This is a genomic window from Streptosporangium sp. NPDC048047, from assembly GCF_040653115.1.
Lineage (GTDB): Bacteria > Actinomycetota > Actinomycetes > Streptosporangiales > Streptosporangiaceae > Streptosporangium.
Window position 1 is genome coordinate 1 of sequence record NZ_JBEZNH010000064.1, and the last position, 16,989, is coordinate 16,989.

The 16,989-nt window shown below is 72.7% G+C and carries 15 protein-coding genes; 6 read left to right on the forward strand and 9 right to left on the reverse strand.

Going from position 1 to position 16,989, the window contains the following annotated elements:
• Positions 1-126: 126 nt before the first annotated feature.
• Positions 127-612, reverse strand: coding sequence for a nuclear transport factor 2 family protein (locus AB0D67_RS33685; RefSeq protein ID WP_362944979.1), 486 nt, complete (start codon positions 610-612; stop codon positions 127-129).
• Between the two features lie 103 nt (positions 613-715).
• Between AB0D67_RS33685 and AB0D67_RS33690 the strand changes: the two genes are divergently transcribed.
• The 3 genes from AB0D67_RS33690 to AB0D67_RS33700 all read left to right on the forward strand — a co-directional run bounded on the left by AB0D67_RS33690 (position 716) and on the right by AB0D67_RS33700 (position 3,318).
• On the forward strand, positions 716-1,285 hold the full coding sequence (locus tag AB0D67_RS33690; protein WP_362944981.1) for a TetR family transcriptional regulator: 570 nt from the start codon (positions 716-718) through the stop codon (positions 1,283-1,285).
• A gap of 223 nt (positions 1,286-1,508) precedes the next feature.
• Positions 1,509-2,939: an aspartate aminotransferase family protein gene (locus AB0D67_RS33695; protein WP_362944983.1), complete on the forward strand. Its 1,431-nt coding sequence runs from the start codon at positions 1,509-1,511 to the stop codon at positions 2,937-2,939.
• Positions 2,940-3,117: 178 nt separating this feature from the next.
• Positions 3,118-3,318 (forward strand): PaaX family transcriptional regulator C-terminal domain-containing protein, encoded by a 201-nt coding sequence (locus tag AB0D67_RS33700; protein WP_362944985.1) that lies wholly within the window; start codon positions 3,118-3,120, stop codon positions 3,316-3,318.
• 68 nt (positions 3,319-3,386) lie between these two features.
• Here the strand turns inward: AB0D67_RS33700 and AB0D67_RS33705 are convergent, their stop codons facing one another.
• The 6 genes from AB0D67_RS33705 to AB0D67_RS33730 all read right to left on the reverse strand — a co-directional run bounded on the left by AB0D67_RS33705 (position 3,387) and on the right by AB0D67_RS33730 (position 8,220).
• Positions 3,387-4,022 carry a TetR/AcrR family transcriptional regulator gene (locus tag AB0D67_RS33705; RefSeq protein WP_362944987.1) on the reverse strand — a complete coding sequence of 212 codons (636 nt, stop codon included), beginning with the start codon at positions 4,020-4,022 and terminating at the stop codon, positions 3,387-3,389.
• A gap of 211 nt (positions 4,023-4,233) precedes the next feature.
• Complete coding sequence (locus AB0D67_RS33710) at positions 4,234-4,851, reverse strand: VOC family protein (RefSeq protein WP_362944989.1); 618 nt, start codon at positions 4,849-4,851, stop codon at positions 4,234-4,236.
• Between the two features lie 178 nt (positions 4,852-5,029).
• Positions 5,030-5,401: an SgcJ/EcaC family oxidoreductase gene (locus tag AB0D67_RS33715; protein WP_362944991.1), complete on the reverse strand. Its 372-nt coding sequence runs from the start codon at positions 5,399-5,401 to the stop codon at positions 5,030-5,032.
• Positions 5,402-5,448: 47 nt separating this feature from the next.
• Positions 5,449-6,162, reverse strand: coding sequence for an SDR family oxidoreductase (locus tag AB0D67_RS33720; protein WP_362944993.1), 714 nt, complete (start codon positions 6,160-6,162; stop codon positions 5,449-5,451).
• Positions 6,163-6,379: 217 nt separating this feature from the next.
• The gene (gene folP, locus AB0D67_RS33725) at positions 6,380-7,225 is read right to left on the reverse strand and encodes a dihydropteroate synthase (RefSeq protein WP_362944995.1); all 846 of its coding nucleotides are present in this window, start codon (positions 7,223-7,225) and stop codon (positions 6,380-6,382) included.
• A 125-nt stretch (positions 7,226-7,350) separates the two neighbouring features.
• Complete coding sequence (locus AB0D67_RS33730; RefSeq protein WP_362944997.1) at positions 7,351-8,220, reverse strand: LysR family transcriptional regulator; 870 nt, start codon at positions 8,218-8,220, stop codon at positions 7,351-7,353.
• A 791-nt stretch (positions 8,221-9,011) separates the two neighbouring features.
• Between AB0D67_RS33730 and AB0D67_RS33735 the strand changes: the two genes are divergently transcribed.
• A complete protein-coding gene (locus AB0D67_RS33735; protein WP_362944999.1) occupies positions 9,012-10,115 on the forward strand; it encodes a neutral zinc metallopeptidase in 1,104 nt (367 codons plus the stop codon).
• Between the two features lie 723 nt (positions 10,116-10,838).
• A complete protein-coding gene (locus AB0D67_RS33740; protein ID WP_362945001.1) occupies positions 10,839-12,359 on the forward strand; it encodes an LCP family protein in 1,521 nt (506 codons plus the stop codon).
• Positions 12,360-12,435: 76 nt separating this feature from the next.
• Here the strand turns inward: AB0D67_RS33740 and AB0D67_RS33745 are convergent, their stop codons facing one another.
• Positions 12,436-14,478, reverse strand: a complete 2,043-nt coding sequence (locus AB0D67_RS33745) for a spermidine synthase (protein ID WP_362945003.1) — start codon at positions 14,476-14,478, stop codon at positions 12,436-12,438.
• Positions 14,479-14,650: 172 nt separating this feature from the next.
• On the opposite strand from AB0D67_RS33745, the gene AB0D67_RS33750 reads away from it, so the two are divergent.
• Positions 14,651-16,009, forward strand: a complete 1,359-nt coding sequence (locus AB0D67_RS33750; RefSeq protein WP_362945005.1) for a S8 family serine peptidase — start codon at positions 14,651-14,653, stop codon at positions 16,007-16,009.
• A 103-nt stretch (positions 16,010-16,112) separates the two neighbouring features.
• Here AB0D67_RS33750 and AB0D67_RS33755 read toward each other — a convergent pair whose 3' ends face one another.
• A complete protein-coding gene (locus AB0D67_RS33755; protein WP_362945007.1) occupies positions 16,113-16,799 on the reverse strand; it encodes a hypothetical protein in 687 nt (228 codons plus the stop codon).
• Positions 16,800-16,989 lie beyond the last annotated feature (190 nt).

Genomic DNA, 16,989 nt, shown 5'->3' on the forward strand with positions numbered 1-16,989 from the left:
CTGCTCACCCGCCGAGATCAAATAGCCCAGCAAGGTTCAGTGACACGCCACTAGCCGCGGACTTTCATGACGGAATTCGTCGAGCTTGATCGCCTGTGCGAGAAAAGCGCTTGTGAGCCGGAAGGCTCACTCGGGACGGGAGTCCGCGGCCAGCGCGGTGACCAGATCGTCGAGCCCGCCGAAGACCCGGGCCAGGCCCCGATGGTCACCGTAGTCGCGGGACTCGACGATGACGCCGTCGCGCACCCGTGACACGAAGACGCATGGCAGCTCGAAAAGACGACCGGCCATCGAGCCGACGTAGCTGAACTCGAAGACGACCACCTCGGGGTCGGCCGTCTCGTGGACATGGCCCACGGGCTCGAACCGGTCGGGCCGCCGTGCCCGGGCCGGCGCCTCGGCGAAGTGCCGGCGCAGTTCGGCGCGGGTGCGCAGCGGCGTGTCGCCCAGCGGCGCGAACGGGTGCCGGACGTCGGTCCGCTCGGCGTACAGGCCGGCCAGATGGTCGAGCTCGATCTCCCGCTCGTGCTCGGTGAGCCCGCCGGCGATCAGGCGGCTGACTCCCGCGGCGACGGCCTGGACGACCTCTGTTGGTGTGTACGGCTGCGGCATGGGATCCTCCGAAGGTAACCGTAGTCTGGACTTCGGAAAACGTACCGTAGTCCAGACTACGATTAAAGCCCCGAGATGAGATCAACGATCACGAGGAGGCCGGATGCGGCAGGACGCGCGGGAGAACCGGGAACGGATCCTGGCCGCGGCGGAGGCGGTGTTCGGGGAACACGGCGCCGCCGGATCGACCGAGGAGGTGGCCCGGCGGGCCGCCGTCAGCATCGCCACGGTCTTCCGCCACTTCCCGACCAAGGAGGAGCTGGTCGAGGCGGCGCTGCTGCGGCATTTCGAGCTGCTCACCGGCCAGGCCCACGCGCTCATCGCCGACGCCGACCCGGCCGTGGCATGGCGCGACCTCATACGGACGATGATCAAGACTGGTGCCACCAAACTCACCCTCGTCTCCCTGGTGGCCGACCGCGACGAGTTCCCCGCCGGCGCCGTCGCCGCGTCGGACCGGTTGAAGTCCGTGGTCGGCGAGATCCTGCGCCGGGGGCAGGACGCCGGGGCCGTGCGGCCCTCGGTCACGGTCGAGGAGGTCTATCTGCTCATCCGTGGCCTGGCCCAGGCATCGGCGACGACGCGGACCCCGCCCGACACCCTGGACCGCGCCGTCGACGTCGTGCTCGCCGGCCTGGCGGGGCCCGGCCGGCCGGCACCCGCTCCCGCCTGACCCGCCGTACGCGGGACCGGGAAGAACCCCGCCGCGATCGGGCGGCCCGGGCCCGACCGGCTCCCGGGCGCCTCTCCGCCACACCCCGTGCCGCTCCTGGTCCTCTCCCGGCGGATGCCCCGGGGTGTTCCGGGGCTCCTCCCCGTGGTGACCCGGACCGTAGAGTCGGGGGTGCGCGCCGTACCCATCCTCTGCCCCCCGCGCCGCCCCGAAGGAGACCCGCGTGAGCCTGCCGGAAAAAGGCCGTGACATCGAGGACGTGCTCGCCGAGATCGGCCGGCTCAGGGAGGGCGACCTGCCGGTGCGCGGGGGCCGGGTGACCGCCTACGTCTACGACACCGGCCGGCCGGAGGTGCACGAGGCCGCGGCCCGCGCCTACTTCGAGATGCTGGAGGTCAACACCCTCGACCCGACGGCGTTCCCGAGCGTGGTGGAGATGGAGCGGCAGGTGGTCGGCGCGGTCGCCGGCCTGCTCGGCGGCGGTCACGGCGTCTTCACCAGCGGCGGCACCGAATCGATCATGCTGGCGGTCAAGGCGGCCCGCGACTCCCGGCCGGTCGCGGGCCGGCCCCGGATGGCGGTGCCGGTCACCGCGCACCCGGCGTTCCACAAGGCCGCGCACTACCTCGGGGTGGCGGTGGACGCCGTGCCGGTGGACCCGGTGACGTTCCGGGCGTCCCCGGCGGCGGTGGAGGCGGCGATCACCCCCGACACGGTGCTGGTGGTCGCCTCGGCGCCTTCCTACCCGCAGGGCGTGGTGGACCCGGTCGCCGAGATCGCCGCGACGGCCGCCGCGCGCGGCGTGCTCTGCCACGTGGACGCCTGCGTCGGCGGATGGCTGCTGCCGTGGCTGCGCGAGGCCGGGGCGCACGTCCCGCCGTTCGACATGTCGGTGCCGGGGGTCACCTCACTCTCCTGCGACCTGCACAAGTTCGGTTACGCCCCCAAGGGCGCCTCGGTGGTGCTGTTCGCCGACCCGGCGCTGCGGCGCGCGGCGTACTTCGCGTCGGCGTCCTGGCCCGGTTACACGATCATCAACGCGACCGTGCAGAGCTCGAAGTCAGCGGGTCCGCTGGGCGGGGCCTGGGCGACCATGCAGGCCCTCGGCCGCGACGGCTACCTGGAGCTGGGCCGGGCGACGCTGGCGGCGGCCCGCAGGCTGCGCGAGGGCGTCGCGGCGATCGACGGCCTGCGGGTGCTCGGCGACCCGGACTCGGCCCTGGTCGCCTTCGGCCCCGAGGACCCGGACGGCCCGGACGTGTTCGTGATGGCCGACGAGGCGAGGAGGCGCGGCTGGTTCCTGCAGCCGCAGCTGTCCTACGCGGGCATCCCGGCCAACCTGCACATCACGGTGACGGGGGTGACCCTGCGCGGGGTGGACGCGATGCTGGAGGTGATCGCCGAGTGCGCGGCGGCGGCGCGGCGGCGCGGGCCCGTCGAGCTGCCGGAGGGCCTGGTGGAGCTGGTCGCCGGGCTCGACCTGGACGCGCTGGACGACGCGGCCTTCGCCGAGCTCGCCGCCGCCGTCGGGGCGGACCTCCGCGGCGGGTCGGGGCAGCCGGAGATGGCCGTGGTCAACGCCGTGCTGGACGCCCTGCCCGCCGACCGGCGCGAGGCGGTGCTCGTGCGGTTCCTGTCGGTCCTCTACTCGTGACGGACTCCTGACGGGCCGGCCCGCCGTACGGCGCGGCCACGCGAGCCCCGGCGGCCGGGCGAACGTGCGGGCGGTGGCGGACGGCGGGGCGCGTGAACACGCGCCACGCGGGCCGGGCCTTGCGGGAGCGTCATGGAGTGGCGTGGCCGCCCCGGCCGAGGTCCTCGAGGAACCGTCGTTGACCGTCCAGGAAATGGAACCCGACCCGCTGCTGCCGCCTCAGCTCCTGCCCCGCCCCTGGCCCGGCGCCCGGGCCAGGGAGCTCGTCGCCCGGTGCTGGGCGGCCCTGCACGAACGCGCCCGGGGCGAGGCCCGCCCGGCCCTCTTCCGCCTCTACGCCGACATCACCCGGGAGACGGCGGACCGGGCCACGCGCTGAGGACGGTACGGACGGCGCGGACCCACCGACCGGCGCGAGGCGGTTCCCGTGCGGTTCCTGCCGGCCCTCTACTCGCCGGCCGCTCCGGTCTGAAGACCGGGACCACCGGCGGCGGTGGCGCCGAGGAGGGACAGGCAGTTCGTCCACAGAGCGTCGAGGCGTCGCGTGTCGTTGTAGAGCTTGGCGAAGAGCACCTGGCCTTCGAGCTGGGCGACGACGGACCTGGCGGCGTCAAGGGGGTCCGCGACGGTGGCCTCTCCGCGCTCCTGCGCCTCGGCGATGACCTTCTCGACCATGCCGACCTGCGCCTCGAAGATCTCCTGCAGTCGTCCGCGGAGGACTTCCGCCTGGTTGCTCATCTCCAGTGCGAGGTTCCCGAACAGGCAGCCCGAAACGGTGCCGCAGCTTCGCTGCCCGGCGCGCTGCCCGGCTTCGGTGGCCTCGAACAGACGCCGCAGCCGCTGGAGGGGCGGGTCGTCGCCGCACAGGATGCGGTCCCAGTCGCCGCGCTGGACGGCCCAGTGCTCGTCGATCACGGCCAGGGCGAGCTGCTCCTTGGAGTCGAAGAAGTAGTAGAAGCTGCCCTTCGGCACGCCCGCCGCCTTGCAGATCTCGGCCACGCCGAGCGCGGAGTAGCCGTGCAGCTCGATGAGTGTCTGCGCGGCGGCGAGAATCCTCTCCCTGGCGTCACTGGTTCGTCCCATACGTACATTCTACGGCCGCCCATCCATTTTTACTAGACCGGTCGACTACTGAACGGCCGCCACCACGCGGACGTGATGGCGGCCATTCGATCCCGGCGTCCCCTCCGGGGGCGTCGCCGCCGCGCCACCTTTGTTCGCGCGCGCCACGACGCGGGGCGCCCGACGGGCCCGGACCATCACCGGCCGGGGACGGCCCGGCCGGCGGGCCCGGTCATGACGGCGGCTCGGTTCCGGCCTGTTCGGCCACCATGTGGGCGGCGTACCAGTCCGGCCAGCCGGGATCCTCGGCGCCGGTGCGGGCCTCGTGTTCGCCGTGGGCGGCCGCGGCGCGGCGCAGCGCGGCCGCGAGGTCGGAAGCCGAGGCGAACGCGGCGACGGAGGGGTCCTGCCGTCCGGGCAGCCGGGTGGTGACCTCCTGTAGCACCCAGCCGTTGCCGTCGGGGTCGCTGAAGGACAGGAACGAGCCATAGCTGCCGCGCCGCGGGTCCGGGCCGGGCAGCCGGGCGTCGGTCCCGGCGTGGTGGAAGACGCCGCCGGCGTCGTGGAAGACCTCGCTCGGCCCGGCGCCGAGGCGTTCGAGCTCCTCGTGGGCGGCGGTGATGTCGTCGACGATCAGATGCAGCCCCTGGGCCGAGCCCGGCGCCTGGGAGGTGACCGAGGTGCCGAAGATGACCGAGGCGGGCGAGCCGGGCGGGGTGACCTGCACCACCCGGAAGTCCTCGCCGGTGGCGACATCGGCGTCCAGCCGCCATCCCAGCCCCGTGTAGAAGTCCTTGGCCCGGTCGACGTCCGCGACCGGTACCACGACCACTTCGAGTTTCATGTCCATGAGTGCGCCTCCTGCGCTTGTGACGAGATGCCGGCGCGACGGGACTCGCGCGACCGGCCGGCGGGCTCGGGAGCAAGGTCCCCGCCCGCCTTCTCCGTGCACCGCCCCCACGCCGGCGCCCGGCCCTTTCCCGGCCGATTTCCCAGCCGGGTTCTCGGCCGGGCTCCCAGCCGGGTTCTCAGTCGAGGCGGGAAACCTGGTAGTGGGCGATGAGCCAGTCCTGCGCGATCCGCCGCACCACGACGGCGAGGTGGACGTGAAGGGCAGGACGCTCCGCGAAGGCGAAGTCGACGGCCAGGTAGCCGAGAACGAGGTCGTCGGCGAGCGCCCTCGTCTCCAGGATGCGGTAGTCGGCTTTCAGGTCGGGCGGCTGGGAGTCGTAGTAGGCGGCCACGCCCTGCCGTCCGACGCTGTAGGGGCGCAGCCCCTGGAAGATCGCGTCCTCGGTGAACAGGGCCGCGACCCGCTGCGGTTCGTGGGCGTCGACCCCCGCCTTCCAGCGGTCGAGGACGTCGCGGAGAACGGTTTCCGGATGCTTGTCGTCGGTCATCGATCTTCCTCCGTCGATGAAACGGAACTCATGCGGTGGGACCCCGGTCAGCGGCCGGCGCTCATGCCGCCGTCGACGTGCAGGATCTCGCCGGTGACGAAGGGGGCGTTCTCCAGGAAGACGACCGCGTCCGCGACGTCCCTGATCTCGCCCATCCGGCCTACCGGGTGCAGCGCCGAGAGGAACTCGTGGGTCTCCTCCGGGTGCATGGGCGTCTTGATGGTGCCCGGCGAGACGGCGTTGACGCGGATGCCGCGCGTGGCGTACTCGATGGCGAGGGACTTGGTGGCCGACTGCAGTCCGCCCTTGGTCAGCGAGGCCAGCACGGAGGGGACCCGGGAGTCGGCGTTGTCGACGAGGCTGGTGGTGATGCTGACGACATGACCGCCGCCCTGGATGAGCATGCGCGCGATGGCGAGCTGGGTGATGTGGAAGAAGCCGTCGAGGTTCACCGCCCGTACGGCCGCGTAGTCGTCGAGGGTGTAGTCGGTGAACGGCTTGGCGACGAAGATGCCCGCGTTGTTGACCAGGGTGTCCAGACGGCCGAACCGCTCCACGGCCGCGGCCACCGCCCGTTCGGCGGTGGCGCGGTCGGCGACGTCGCCCTGGACGGCGATGACGCCCGGGTCGGCCGAGGGGGCGATGGTGCGGGAGACGGCGATGACGGCGTGGCCCAGCTTGCGGTAGGCCTCGACGAGACCCGCCCCGATGCCCTGGGAGGCGCCGGTGATGATCGCGACCTTCTGCCCATGATTGCTCATGACTGTCCTTCTTGACGCTTGAGGAGTGTCCGGCCGATCGCTAGCCGACCGGTCGTCTATTAACGTAGACGACCGGTCGACAATCGTCAAAGTGACATGGCACACGCTCACCGAGACGTCCCGGCGCCCTCTCGAACGCGCCCTCCGACGCGCCTCGGCGAGCGGGAAACGCTCCCCGTGAGCGGAAACCGGAGCGCCCCGCCGTACGGCGTGGGTCTCAGGCGCCGGTCCGTTCCCGCAGGGCGGTGACGGCGGACAGGGCGGCGCGGGCGGAGGCCGCGTCGTGGACCCGGAACACCCGCGCGCCCTGCCAGGCGGAGACGGCGAGGGTGGCGAGGGTTCCGGCGTGGCGCCGCTCGACCGGCAGGCCGCCGAGGGTCTCGCCGACGAAGTCCTTGTTGGAGACGGCGACCAGCACCGGCCAGCCGGTGGCGACCATCTCGTGCAGGCGGCGGCCGACCTCCAGGGAGTGCCAGGTGTTCTTGCCGAAGTCGTGGGCCGGGTCGATGAGGATCGACTCCCTGGCGACCCCGGCGGCGACCGCGCGCTCGGCGAGGCCGACGGTGTAGCCGATGACGTCGGCGACCACGTCGTCGTAGGCGACGCGGTGCGGGCGGGTACGGGGGACGGCGCGCCCGGCGTGGGCGCAGACCAGCCCGATGCCGTGTTCGGCGGCGACGCCGGCGAGATCGGGGTCCACCCCGCCCCAGGTGTCGTTGAGCAGGTCGGCGCCCGCGCGTGCGACGACCGCGCCGACCTCGGCGCGCCAGGTGTCGACGCTGATGATCAGATCGGGGTGGCGCTCGCGGACCGCGGCGACCAGGCCGGCCACCCGGCGGATCTCCTCGGCCGGGTCCACCTCGTCCCCGGGACCCGCCTTGACCCCGCCGATGTCCACGATGTCGGCGCCGCCGGCGACGGCGGCGTCCACCGCGTCCAGGGCCGCCGCGAAGCCGTACGTTCTGCCCCTGTCGAAGAACGAGTCGGGGGTGCGGTTGACCACCGCCATGATCGCGAATTCGCCGGGCCGGAACTCACGGCCGCGCAGGCGCAGGGTGTTCATCGGGGCCGAGCCTATCGCCCGGAGCCGGAGAGGCCGGCGCTCCCACCTGCGCCGCCTCTGGGGGATGTCGTACGGAAGACCTCTTCGTCAGGAGACCGGCCCACATCCGGTCACCGGGGTCTTCGTCAGGCGGCCGACCCACCTTCGGCCACCGACAGGAACTCCTGGGCGAGGGCGGGCAGCCGCCGTCGCGCGTGGATGAGGGCGATCACCCGGCGGACCGAGGGATCGAGGGAGCGGACCCGCAGCCCGGCCCGGAGGGCCTGGTCGGCCATCCCCCGGTACCACAGCAGCGAGGCCGCGCCTGAGCGGACCGTGTTCAGCCAGTTGCCGCGCTCGTCGAGCTGTACGGCGGGCACGGGGGCGACGCCGTACTTGGCGAAGAGCGCGTCGAACTCCCTGCGCCGGGCGCTGCCGGGCACCGGCAGGACCAGCCGCATGCCGTTGAGCCGGTTCATCGGCACCGGGTCGGGCAGCTCGACGCCGGGCGGGGAGATCAGCACGATCTCCTGGCGCTCCAGCGGGTGGCTGACCAGGTCGGCGGGGACGGGCAGGTCGGTCAGGCCGAGGTCGGCCCGCTGGTCCCGGACGGCGTTGACCACGCCGTCGCGCCCGTCGCAGCGGACGATGTGCACCCGTACCCCGGGATGCTCGGCGGTGTAGGCGGGCAGGAGGCGGCCGGCCAGCCCCGGCTCCAGGCTGGGGGTGGACGCGATGCGCAGTTCGGTGTCGGACGTTTGGCCATGGGCGGACAGCTCCTCGATCTCGCGGACGGCGTCGAGTGCCTCCCGGGCGAGCTTGACCACCCGGCGGCCCTGCGCCGTGACGACCACGCCCCGCCCCGAGCGGGCGAACAACGTCATTCCGAGTTCTCGTTCCAGATCCCTGATCGCCCGCGACAGGGCGGGCTGCGCGATGTACAGCGACTTGGCCGCGTCGGTCATGGTGCGATGCTCCGCTGTCGCGACCACGTAGCGGAGCTGCTGCAGATTCATGCCTTGAAGCTAGGACACGCGAACCCGCTCAGTCCGGTACATCACTGAGATCACCTTGGATGATTCCGGAATGTAATTGATTGCGGCTACATCCGTGACGGATGATAAATCAGTATGCTTACGCCCCAAATTCCAGAATTATCCCGATCTACGGGTCACAGGGGACAGATGGTTTACGGGGAGACAGCGTGACAGGCAACGGGCAATTCCCTCCGCCGCCGCCTCAGCCACAGGGACATCCGCACCCGCCGCCGCCGGCCTGGGCCTCCGCCCCTCCCCCGGGGCCGCCCCAGGCCCCGCCGCCGGGGTACCCGCCCCAGGGCCCTCCCCCGCAGGGACCGCCTCCGGGGCCTCCTCCGGGGCCTCCGCCGGGGCAGGGCGGGCCCGGGGGTTACGGCCATCCGTACGGGGGTCCGGATGCGCCCGTTTCCCCGCCGCAGCAGGGGCACCCGCCCCAGCCGTTCCCCCCGCGGCCGACCGCCCCGGGGCACTTCCCGCCGCCGCAGCACCCGGGGCCGGGCCGGCCGGGTACGACCCACCCTCCTCAGGGCCGGCCGCCGCAGGGACACCCGGCACATGGACACCCGGCGCAGGGAAATCCTCCGCGGACGCCTCCGGCGCCGGGGTACCCGCCCCGGCCGGTCCAGGGGCCTCCGCCGCAGTCGTTCCTCCCGACGGCTCCGCAGTCGTACCCTCCGGCCGCCCCGCAGTCGTTCCCCCAGCCGTTCCCGCAACCGGTTCCACCGCAGGGACCACCCCAGGGACAGCCGCAGGGGCCGCCGCCGTACGGCATGCCGCCCGCGCCGCCCGCCCCTCTCCAGGGCCCCTCGCCCTACCCCCAGTGGCAGCCGCCGCGTCGCCGTTCCAACGCCGGCGCGGTCATCGGCGGGCTCTTCGGGGCGATCGCGGTCGCGTTCGTCGGGCTCATCGTGGTCGGCGCGGTCATCCGCGGCGGCCACCGCTCCGACCCGATCTCGCCGGTCGCCCTCCCCACCTTCACCCCGTACGAGGCGCGGACGAGCGAGCCGGCCGACCCGACGCCCACGGAGACGGACTCACCCGAGCCCACCACGGGCAGCACGGGCGCCGCCGACACCTCCGGCGACTCCCAGACCTCCGAGAACACGACGGACACGACGGACGCCCAGCCCCGGAGGGTGCTGAACACCAGCCTCAAGAACAACACCCTCTACCGCGCCGGGGGCCTGCCCCGGGTCTCCTGTCCCGCCGGGTCGGCGAACCTCTATGACAACGCCCAGCTCAAGTCAGTGATCATGAAGACGTCCCGGTGTCTGGACAAGGGCTGGTCGCAGATCCTGCGGCAGCAGGGCATCGAATGGCGGAGGCCGGGCTACGCCCTGACCTCCACCAGGGGGCGCGGCGCGTGCGGGGACTTCCCCTCGGCCGGCAGCATCGTGCCGTACTACTGCCCCCGCAACGAGACGATCTACGCCTCGACCTCCGCCATGGTGCGGGGCTCGGGCCGTTCCCTGGGGTACGGCCAGCTCACGAACTGGCACGGCGGGATCGTCAGCATGATGGCCCACGAGTACGGCCACCACGTCCAGCAGCTCTCGGGCCTGTCGAACACCTGGTGGCAGCAGAGTCTGCGTTCCAGCAGCAGGAGCGGCAGGCTGGCCCTGAGCCGCAGGTTCGAGCTGCAGGCCACCTGCTTCGGCGCGATGTTCATGCGCTCGGTCTCGGCGACCTATCCGGTCACCCCGGCCCGGCGCAACACCCTCTACTACTTCTACTCCCGCGTGGGCGACTGGGCGGGCGCCCCCCGCGACCACGGCTCCCCCGCCAACAACAACCGCTGGTTCCGCCAGGGCTACGAGAAGAACAAGACCTTCCAGTGCAACACCTGGCTGGCTCCGGCGTCCACGACGTCCTGACCGTCGCCATGCCTTCAGCCTCCGTTAACCGCTACTTGATCATGTGTCTGTCATGTACCGGTATGGGAGCTAGAATCCTGGCAAATTTCGTGTAAGCAGGGAATCTTGGCTGTTTTGCCAGACGGGCCGGGATGAACCATAGGAAGCGGTGTGACGATGCACCTTGGGCAGGACTCGGGGGACGGCGCAGCCGAGGGCGGGCAACGACGCACCCGGCAGCGTGACGCGACCTCCGGAACACCCGCAGAAACCCCCGGAACATCCCCAGGCCCGCACGATCCCTCCGGCGCGCCGGGCGCGCACGGAGCATCGGCCGCGCACGGAGCACCGGGCGCCGGCGCGCCCGGCACACCCGGAACTCCGGCCGTGCCGCCGGACGGCCCCGCCGATCCGGAGAAGACCCGGGCCTTCCGGAAGGTCCGGAACAGCACGGCCCCGCAGGGCGGAGCGGTCCCGCCGGGCCCGCCGAACGGCGGACCGGGAGGACCGGGAGGCTCCGGAGCGCCGGGCGTCCCGGGGCAGCCGCCCGGCACCCAGGACAAGCTCGTCGCCGGAACGCCCCCGCCGCAGGCCGCCCCCGCCGGACCGGCCGCCGGGCAGCCCGCGGCGACGGCCTCGGCGGGAGGCCCCTCCCCCGCGTCCGGCTCGGGACCGGCCGCCCCCGAGGCTCCCGGCGGGACCTCCGGGAAACGGACCCCCGGGAAGGCGGGCTCCGGAAAGCGGATGCGGTTCGCCAGGCCGCTGACGGCCGCCTCGATCGTCGGCTGGACCGCGCTGTCGGCGATCCTCCCGGGCGCGGCGCACCTGCGCTCCGGGCGCCGCCGCATCGGGTACATCCTGCTCGGCCTCTTCGCCGCGCTGCTGGTGGCGGCGCTGGTCACCGGGCTCACCCTGACGGGAAACGTCGGTTTCTTCACCCGGGACAGCACGCTGGCGGGCCTGGTGGCCCTGACCGGGGTGGGCGCGCTCGCCTGGTTCCTGCTGGTGCTCTTCTCCTACATCACCCTCGGCCCGAACCGGCTGAAGGGCCGGGACCAGATCATCTCGGGCGTCGCGGCCGGGGTGCTGTGCGTGTCGGTGATGGCGCCGTTCGGGTACGCCGCGAGCAGCGTGCTGGCCGTCAAGGACACGGCCAACGCCATCTTCCAGAGCCAGGAGACGGCGAACCCGACGGCCGCGCCGATCAAGGCCGAGGATCCCTGGGCCGGTCACTCCCGGGTGAACTTCCTGCTCGTCGGCGGTGACGCGGCGGGCAACCGCACCGGCGTGCGGACCGACAGCATGACCGTGGCCAGCATCGACGTCGCGAGCGGCAACACGGTGCTGTTCAGCCTCCCGCGCAACCTGCAGCACGTCCGCTTCCGGCCCGGCACCCCGCTGGCCAAGCGGTTCCCCAACGGCTACATGGCCGAGCTGCCCAACGGCGGCCTGCTCAACGAGATCTGGCAGTACGCCGAGGAAAATCCCGACCTCGTGCACGGCAAGGACGGGCAGCGCGGACCCAAGGCCCTGATGGAGACCATCGGCTACACGCTCAACCTGAAGATCGACTACTACGCCCTGATCAACATGTACGGCTTCGCCCACCTCGTGGACGCCATCGGCGGCCTGAAGATCCGGGTGGACCACGACATCCGCTGGGGCGGCCACTTCGGCACGGCCGGCACGATCAAGGCGGGTCACCGGACGCTCTCCGGCGAGGAGGCCCTCTGGTACGGCCGATCCCGGGTGGACAGCGACGACTTCTCCCGGATGAGCCGGCAGCGGTGCGTCATCGGCGCCTTCGCCCAGCAGGCCACCCCGCAGGTCGTGCTGACCAACTTCATCAAGATCGCGCAGGCCGCCAAGAAGCTCGCCACCACGAACATCCCCCGCGAGCTGCTCGACCCGCTGACCGAACTGGCCCTGAAGGTGAAGGGCGCGAAGATCACCAGTCTCCAGTTCGTGCCGCCGGAGTTCTACAGCGGCGCACCCGACTGGGCGAAGATCCGCACCGCGACCGCGCGGGCGCTGCGCCAGTCGGTCCGGCCCGCCCGCGGCGCCCAGGCCGCGGGCGCCACCGCCTCTCCGGCCGACGGGACGTCCTCGGCCGGGGTGGGCGGGACCACCCCGGAGCCCGGAGTGAGCGGCACCACACCCACGCCCACGCCGACCAGGTCGGGGGTGGGTGCCAGGCCGAGCCAGACCCCCACCCGGAACGGCAGCGCCTCGGCGCAGTCCCTGTCGGAGACCTGCGGGCTCTGACGCCCGGCGGAACCCGCCGGTCCCGTCCCGTGGCCCGGTCCCCTCCCGGGGGCCGGGCCACGGCCTTTCCCACCCCTCAAGCCGCCGCCCGTCGGGGCAGCAGCGCGAAGGCGCCGAGGTAGAGCAGTCCCGCCACGATCAGCAGGCCCCGGTAGCCGACGACCAGCGCCAGGTACTCGAGGCAGCCGCCGGCCATCGCGCCCAGCAGGTTGGCGCCGAAGGCGGTCGTGCCGTCGTGCGAGCCGGCGAACCGCTTGGCGAAGACCACGTTGGCCGCGAAGATCGGCAGGAACGCCACGACCACGGCGGTCACCGCCCGCAGCGGCAGCGGCAGTCCCAGCAGCCAGGAGTCGGGCACCAGCCAGGCCAGGACCAGCCCGGCGAGGAGCACGCCGTACATGACGGGCAGCGGCGGGACCCGGAAGCGGCGCGTCACCTCCACGGCGGCGAGCACCGCGACCAGCACCCCGGCGAACACCACCGCGTTGACCACCCAGGTCGTGCCGAACAGCAGCGCGAACCCGGTGACGCTCTTGGTCTCCAGCAGCATGAACGCCACACCCAGCAGGAACAGGTCGGCGTACGGGCGCATCCTGCGGTACGGCCCGGCGACCGCCCGGACGGCGAGCAGGCTCACGAGCAGGATCAGGAGCAGGGTGACGACGTAGATCTGCGGGATCGTGCGGTCCTTGAGGTACAGGAAGGGCCGGTCGTCGTCGCTCGGCGGCGGGGTCCCGGCGGCGGCGCCCGCCCACCGGGCGCCGCAGGACTGGTCGGCAGCGGTGAGCCCGGCGGTGATCACGGCCTGCTGCCCCGCCTGGCTGACCACGTCCACGCAGGGCTTGTGGCCGAAGGCGGCCTGCGCGGTGGCGGCGAGCCGGTCGACCAGCCAGCCCTCGCGGTAGTAGTTGTACATCGAGAAGGTGCCGCCGGGCTTGAGATGGTCCCTGGCGGCCTCCATGGCCTGCCGGGTGAACAGGTAGCTCTCCAGCCGCAGCGAGCTGGCGCCGGAGACCAGGGTCAGCGAGTCGGGCAGGGCGAACAGGATCAGGTCGTACTTCTTTCCGGTGCGCTCCAGGTGGGCGCGGCCGTCGGTGATGACCGTGGTGACCCGGGGGTCGGCGTAGGGCCGGTCGGGGTGGTAGGTCGCGCCGAGCTCGCGGAGCTTGGGGTCGATCTCCACGGCGTCCACGTGTTTCGCGCCCTTGGCCAGCGCGATCGCCACGTCGGTGCCGCTGCCCGCGCCGACGATCAGCACGTCGTCGAGCCGGTGGGCGGCCGACCTCTCGTACGGCAGGGCGTACTGCCGCTCCCACGACAGTCGCTCGCGCGCCGGGATTGCCTGCTGGTGCGGGATGCCGTTGACCTGGATGTCCATCACGGGGACGCCCTGCCACTGGAAGCGGTCGTAGGTCACCTTGTAGTACGGCGACCACAGCGCCCCGGCGGTGAGCGTCTCGACGGCGAGCGCGCCGACGACGACCAGCGACGGCACGAGCACCGCGACCCTGCCGCCGAGCCCGCGCGGCCACAGCAGCGCGACGTAGGCGGCCGCGGCGATCACCCCCCACACCACCGGCGGGGCGCCGAGGAACGACAGCGCGGTGAACAGGGCGATGCCGGTGAGGCTGCCGACCAGGTCGTAGCGGTACGCCTCCAGCCGGTCCAGCTCGGGGAAGCAGCGACCGACCAGCTCGGCCGGGCCCATCAGCACGACCGCGGCCGCGACGAAGATCAGCGGCAGGATCAGCCACGGGGGCGGGCCGGTGGTGCTGAGGCTGGTCCAGTACAGGACGCCCTCGGTGTCGCGGTCCACCGTGACCGGGAACCGCAGGATCACCAGCACCAGTACGGCCAGCGCGATCGCCGAGTAGTACGGCGGGCGGGTCGTGCGCCCCACCCGCAGGAAACCCAGCCCGATTCCGAGGAAGGACCCCAGAAGGACAAAATTCGTGAAATAACTCAAATGCACAATATTCGAGCCGGTCCACCGGATCAGCGCCAGCTCCAGGAAAAGCATGAACGCGCTGGCCGCGACCAGCCTGGGCCGAGTGGCGAGCCAGTGCCGGGGAAAGGCGTCGGAATGCGGTGATGGCGTGGTCTCCGCCGCTGTGGTCATGCCGGACAACCTAGTGACCACCGTGCTCCCGCGAAAGGAATACGGCTCCGGCGATTTGCCAGTGTAAACGGGAGAAGATACCGGTCGGGGTTGTTATGAAAGGCTGGACGCGCCCTGCGGAAATGGAGGAATGTGGGATGGCCCATTCCCTTCGGCTCCCCGGTGGTGCGTCATGCGCGTCCTCATCCAGCTCCGCCCCTCCCCCGACGTCGTCGCGGCCGTGGCCGACCCCGGCGCGACCGCGACCACGGCCGACGTCGCCGACGGCCTGCCCGGCGTCGCGCTGGACCACTCCTTCACCCCGGTCGCCGTCCCGCGCCCCGTTCCGGCGACCGGCGGCGACCCGCTGTCGCTGAACCAGGCGCTGACCTTCTCGCTCGCCGCCGAGGACGCCACCGTGATGGTCCGCGGCGAGATCTCCGACGACGAGCTGTCCACCCGCATGACGCTGCTGCCCGCGCTGCACCGCGACGTCGTGGCGGTCTTCGCCGACCCGGTCATCGAGCCCAACCCCACCTGCGGCGGCGACGGCCCGGTGGGCGACTGGCACGACGTGGAGCGGCTGCTGGACGTCGCCGGGCTGGGCGCCGAGGGAATGGACGGCTCCGGCGTCGCCCTCGCCGTACTGGACACCGGCGTCAACACCGCCCACGTCACCCGCCGCCTCGGCCGCGATCTCACCCTGGACGCCGTGCGGAGCTGGACCCCCGACGGGGTGGACGGCACGCCGGGAGAGTTCCCCGTCGACCACGGCTCGATGTGCGCGTTCGACGCGCTGATCGCCGCGCCGCGCGCCACCCTGCTCGACCTGCCCGTGCTGCTGTCGCGCAGGCCGGGCGGCTCGGCCCTGGACGGCATGCTGTCGGACGCGGTGGCCGCCTTCGCCCACCTGCGCACCGTCCTCGACGCGCAGCCCGCCGAGTCGCGGGCCCTGGTGATCACCAACAGCTGGGGGTCGTTCTCGCCGCGCTGGGACTTCCCCGTCGGCCACCCCGGCAACTACTCCGACAATCCCGCCCACCCCTTCAACCTCATCGTCTCCAGCCTGGAGCAGGCCGGGGCCGACGTGCTGTTCGCCGCGGGCAACTGCGGGCGCGAGTGCCGCGACAGCCGGTGCGCCTACCCGGACCGGCCGATCACGGGCGCCAACTCCCACCCGGGCGTGCTGTCCATCGGTGGGGTGGACACCGCCGGGGAGCGGGTCGGCTACTCCTCCCAGGGCCCCGGCCGGCTCGCCTCCCGCAAGCCCGACATCTGCTCCTACACCCACTTCTCCGGCTCCGGGGCCTTCGGCGACCGCGAACCCGACTCCGGCACCTCGGCCGCCTGCCCGGTCGCCGCCGGGGTGGTCGCGGCCGTGCGCACGGTGTGGCCGGCCTCCCGGCTCGCCCCGGCGCAGCTGCGCACCCTGCTCCGCCGTACCGCGGACGACCGCAGCGACGTCGGGTTCGACTTCGACTACGGGTACGGCGTCATCGACACCGCGGGAGTGGCCGCCTCGCTGCGACGCAGGGCCGCACGCGTGGCGTGAGGACCGCGCGCATGGCGTGAGGCGTTCATGGCGTGAGCCGTGCGCGCGGCCTGAGGGCCGTGCGCGGCGCGGGGCCGCGCACGGCCGGGGACGGCTCCGGGGCTCAGACGAGCGTGCGCTTGCCGTACACGTTGGCCAGGCGCCCGCCCGTCACGCCCGAGGCGAAACCGAAGCACAGCCGGACGTCTCCCGGGCCGGGGACGTGGATCGCCATGCCCTCCGGCTCGCGGAAGTCGACGTCGGCGCCGTCGGCGACGAACCGCCGCTCGACGACGTTCCCGGTCCGCCAGTCGACGCACGTCAGATGGGTGTTGCCCGGCGCGCCGCCGGAGGTGCCCTCCAGCAGGTACAGGTATGAGCCGTAGGTGGCGAACCCCTGGAAGGAGAAGCCGAGGGCCGGCTGGGCGGCCACGGCGAGCGGTTCGTAGCGGTGGCGCCGGACGTCCGCCAGGTCGTACAGCGCGTAGCGGAACGTGCCGTCGAGGCGGTGCCGTACGACGAGACGGCGGTGAACGGGGTCGGTCCCGCAGGTCGTGCGGTCCGCCCCTGGCACGGGGACGTGCCGCGCGAGCTCGGGCGAGTCCCGGGTGAGCACCGCCCCGTCGGCGAACCGGAACCGGCAGAGCCGGGAGCCCCAGCCGCTGACCCCGTCGTCGCTGACCGCGTCGGTCTCGGTCCACAGGAAGGCGCCGCCCCCGACGGGTTCCACGCCGATCTGCACGCCGTGCCCGAAGCCGAGCAGGTACATGTGGCCGGTCTCGCGGCCGGCGCGGTCAGGCGGGTGAGGCACAGGTCGCCGTTCAGGGCGCGGGCGGAGCCGCTGACCGGTTCGGCCTCGCCGGGCAGCCGCCGGCCGCCCTGGACGAGCTGCACGACGTAGAGGTGTCCGTTGACGTCGTCGAAGGCGAACGACTGCATGACGGTCGCGTCGTGCAGGGGCACGGGACCGAGCAGCCTCTCCCCCGGCGCGGCGCAGTCGA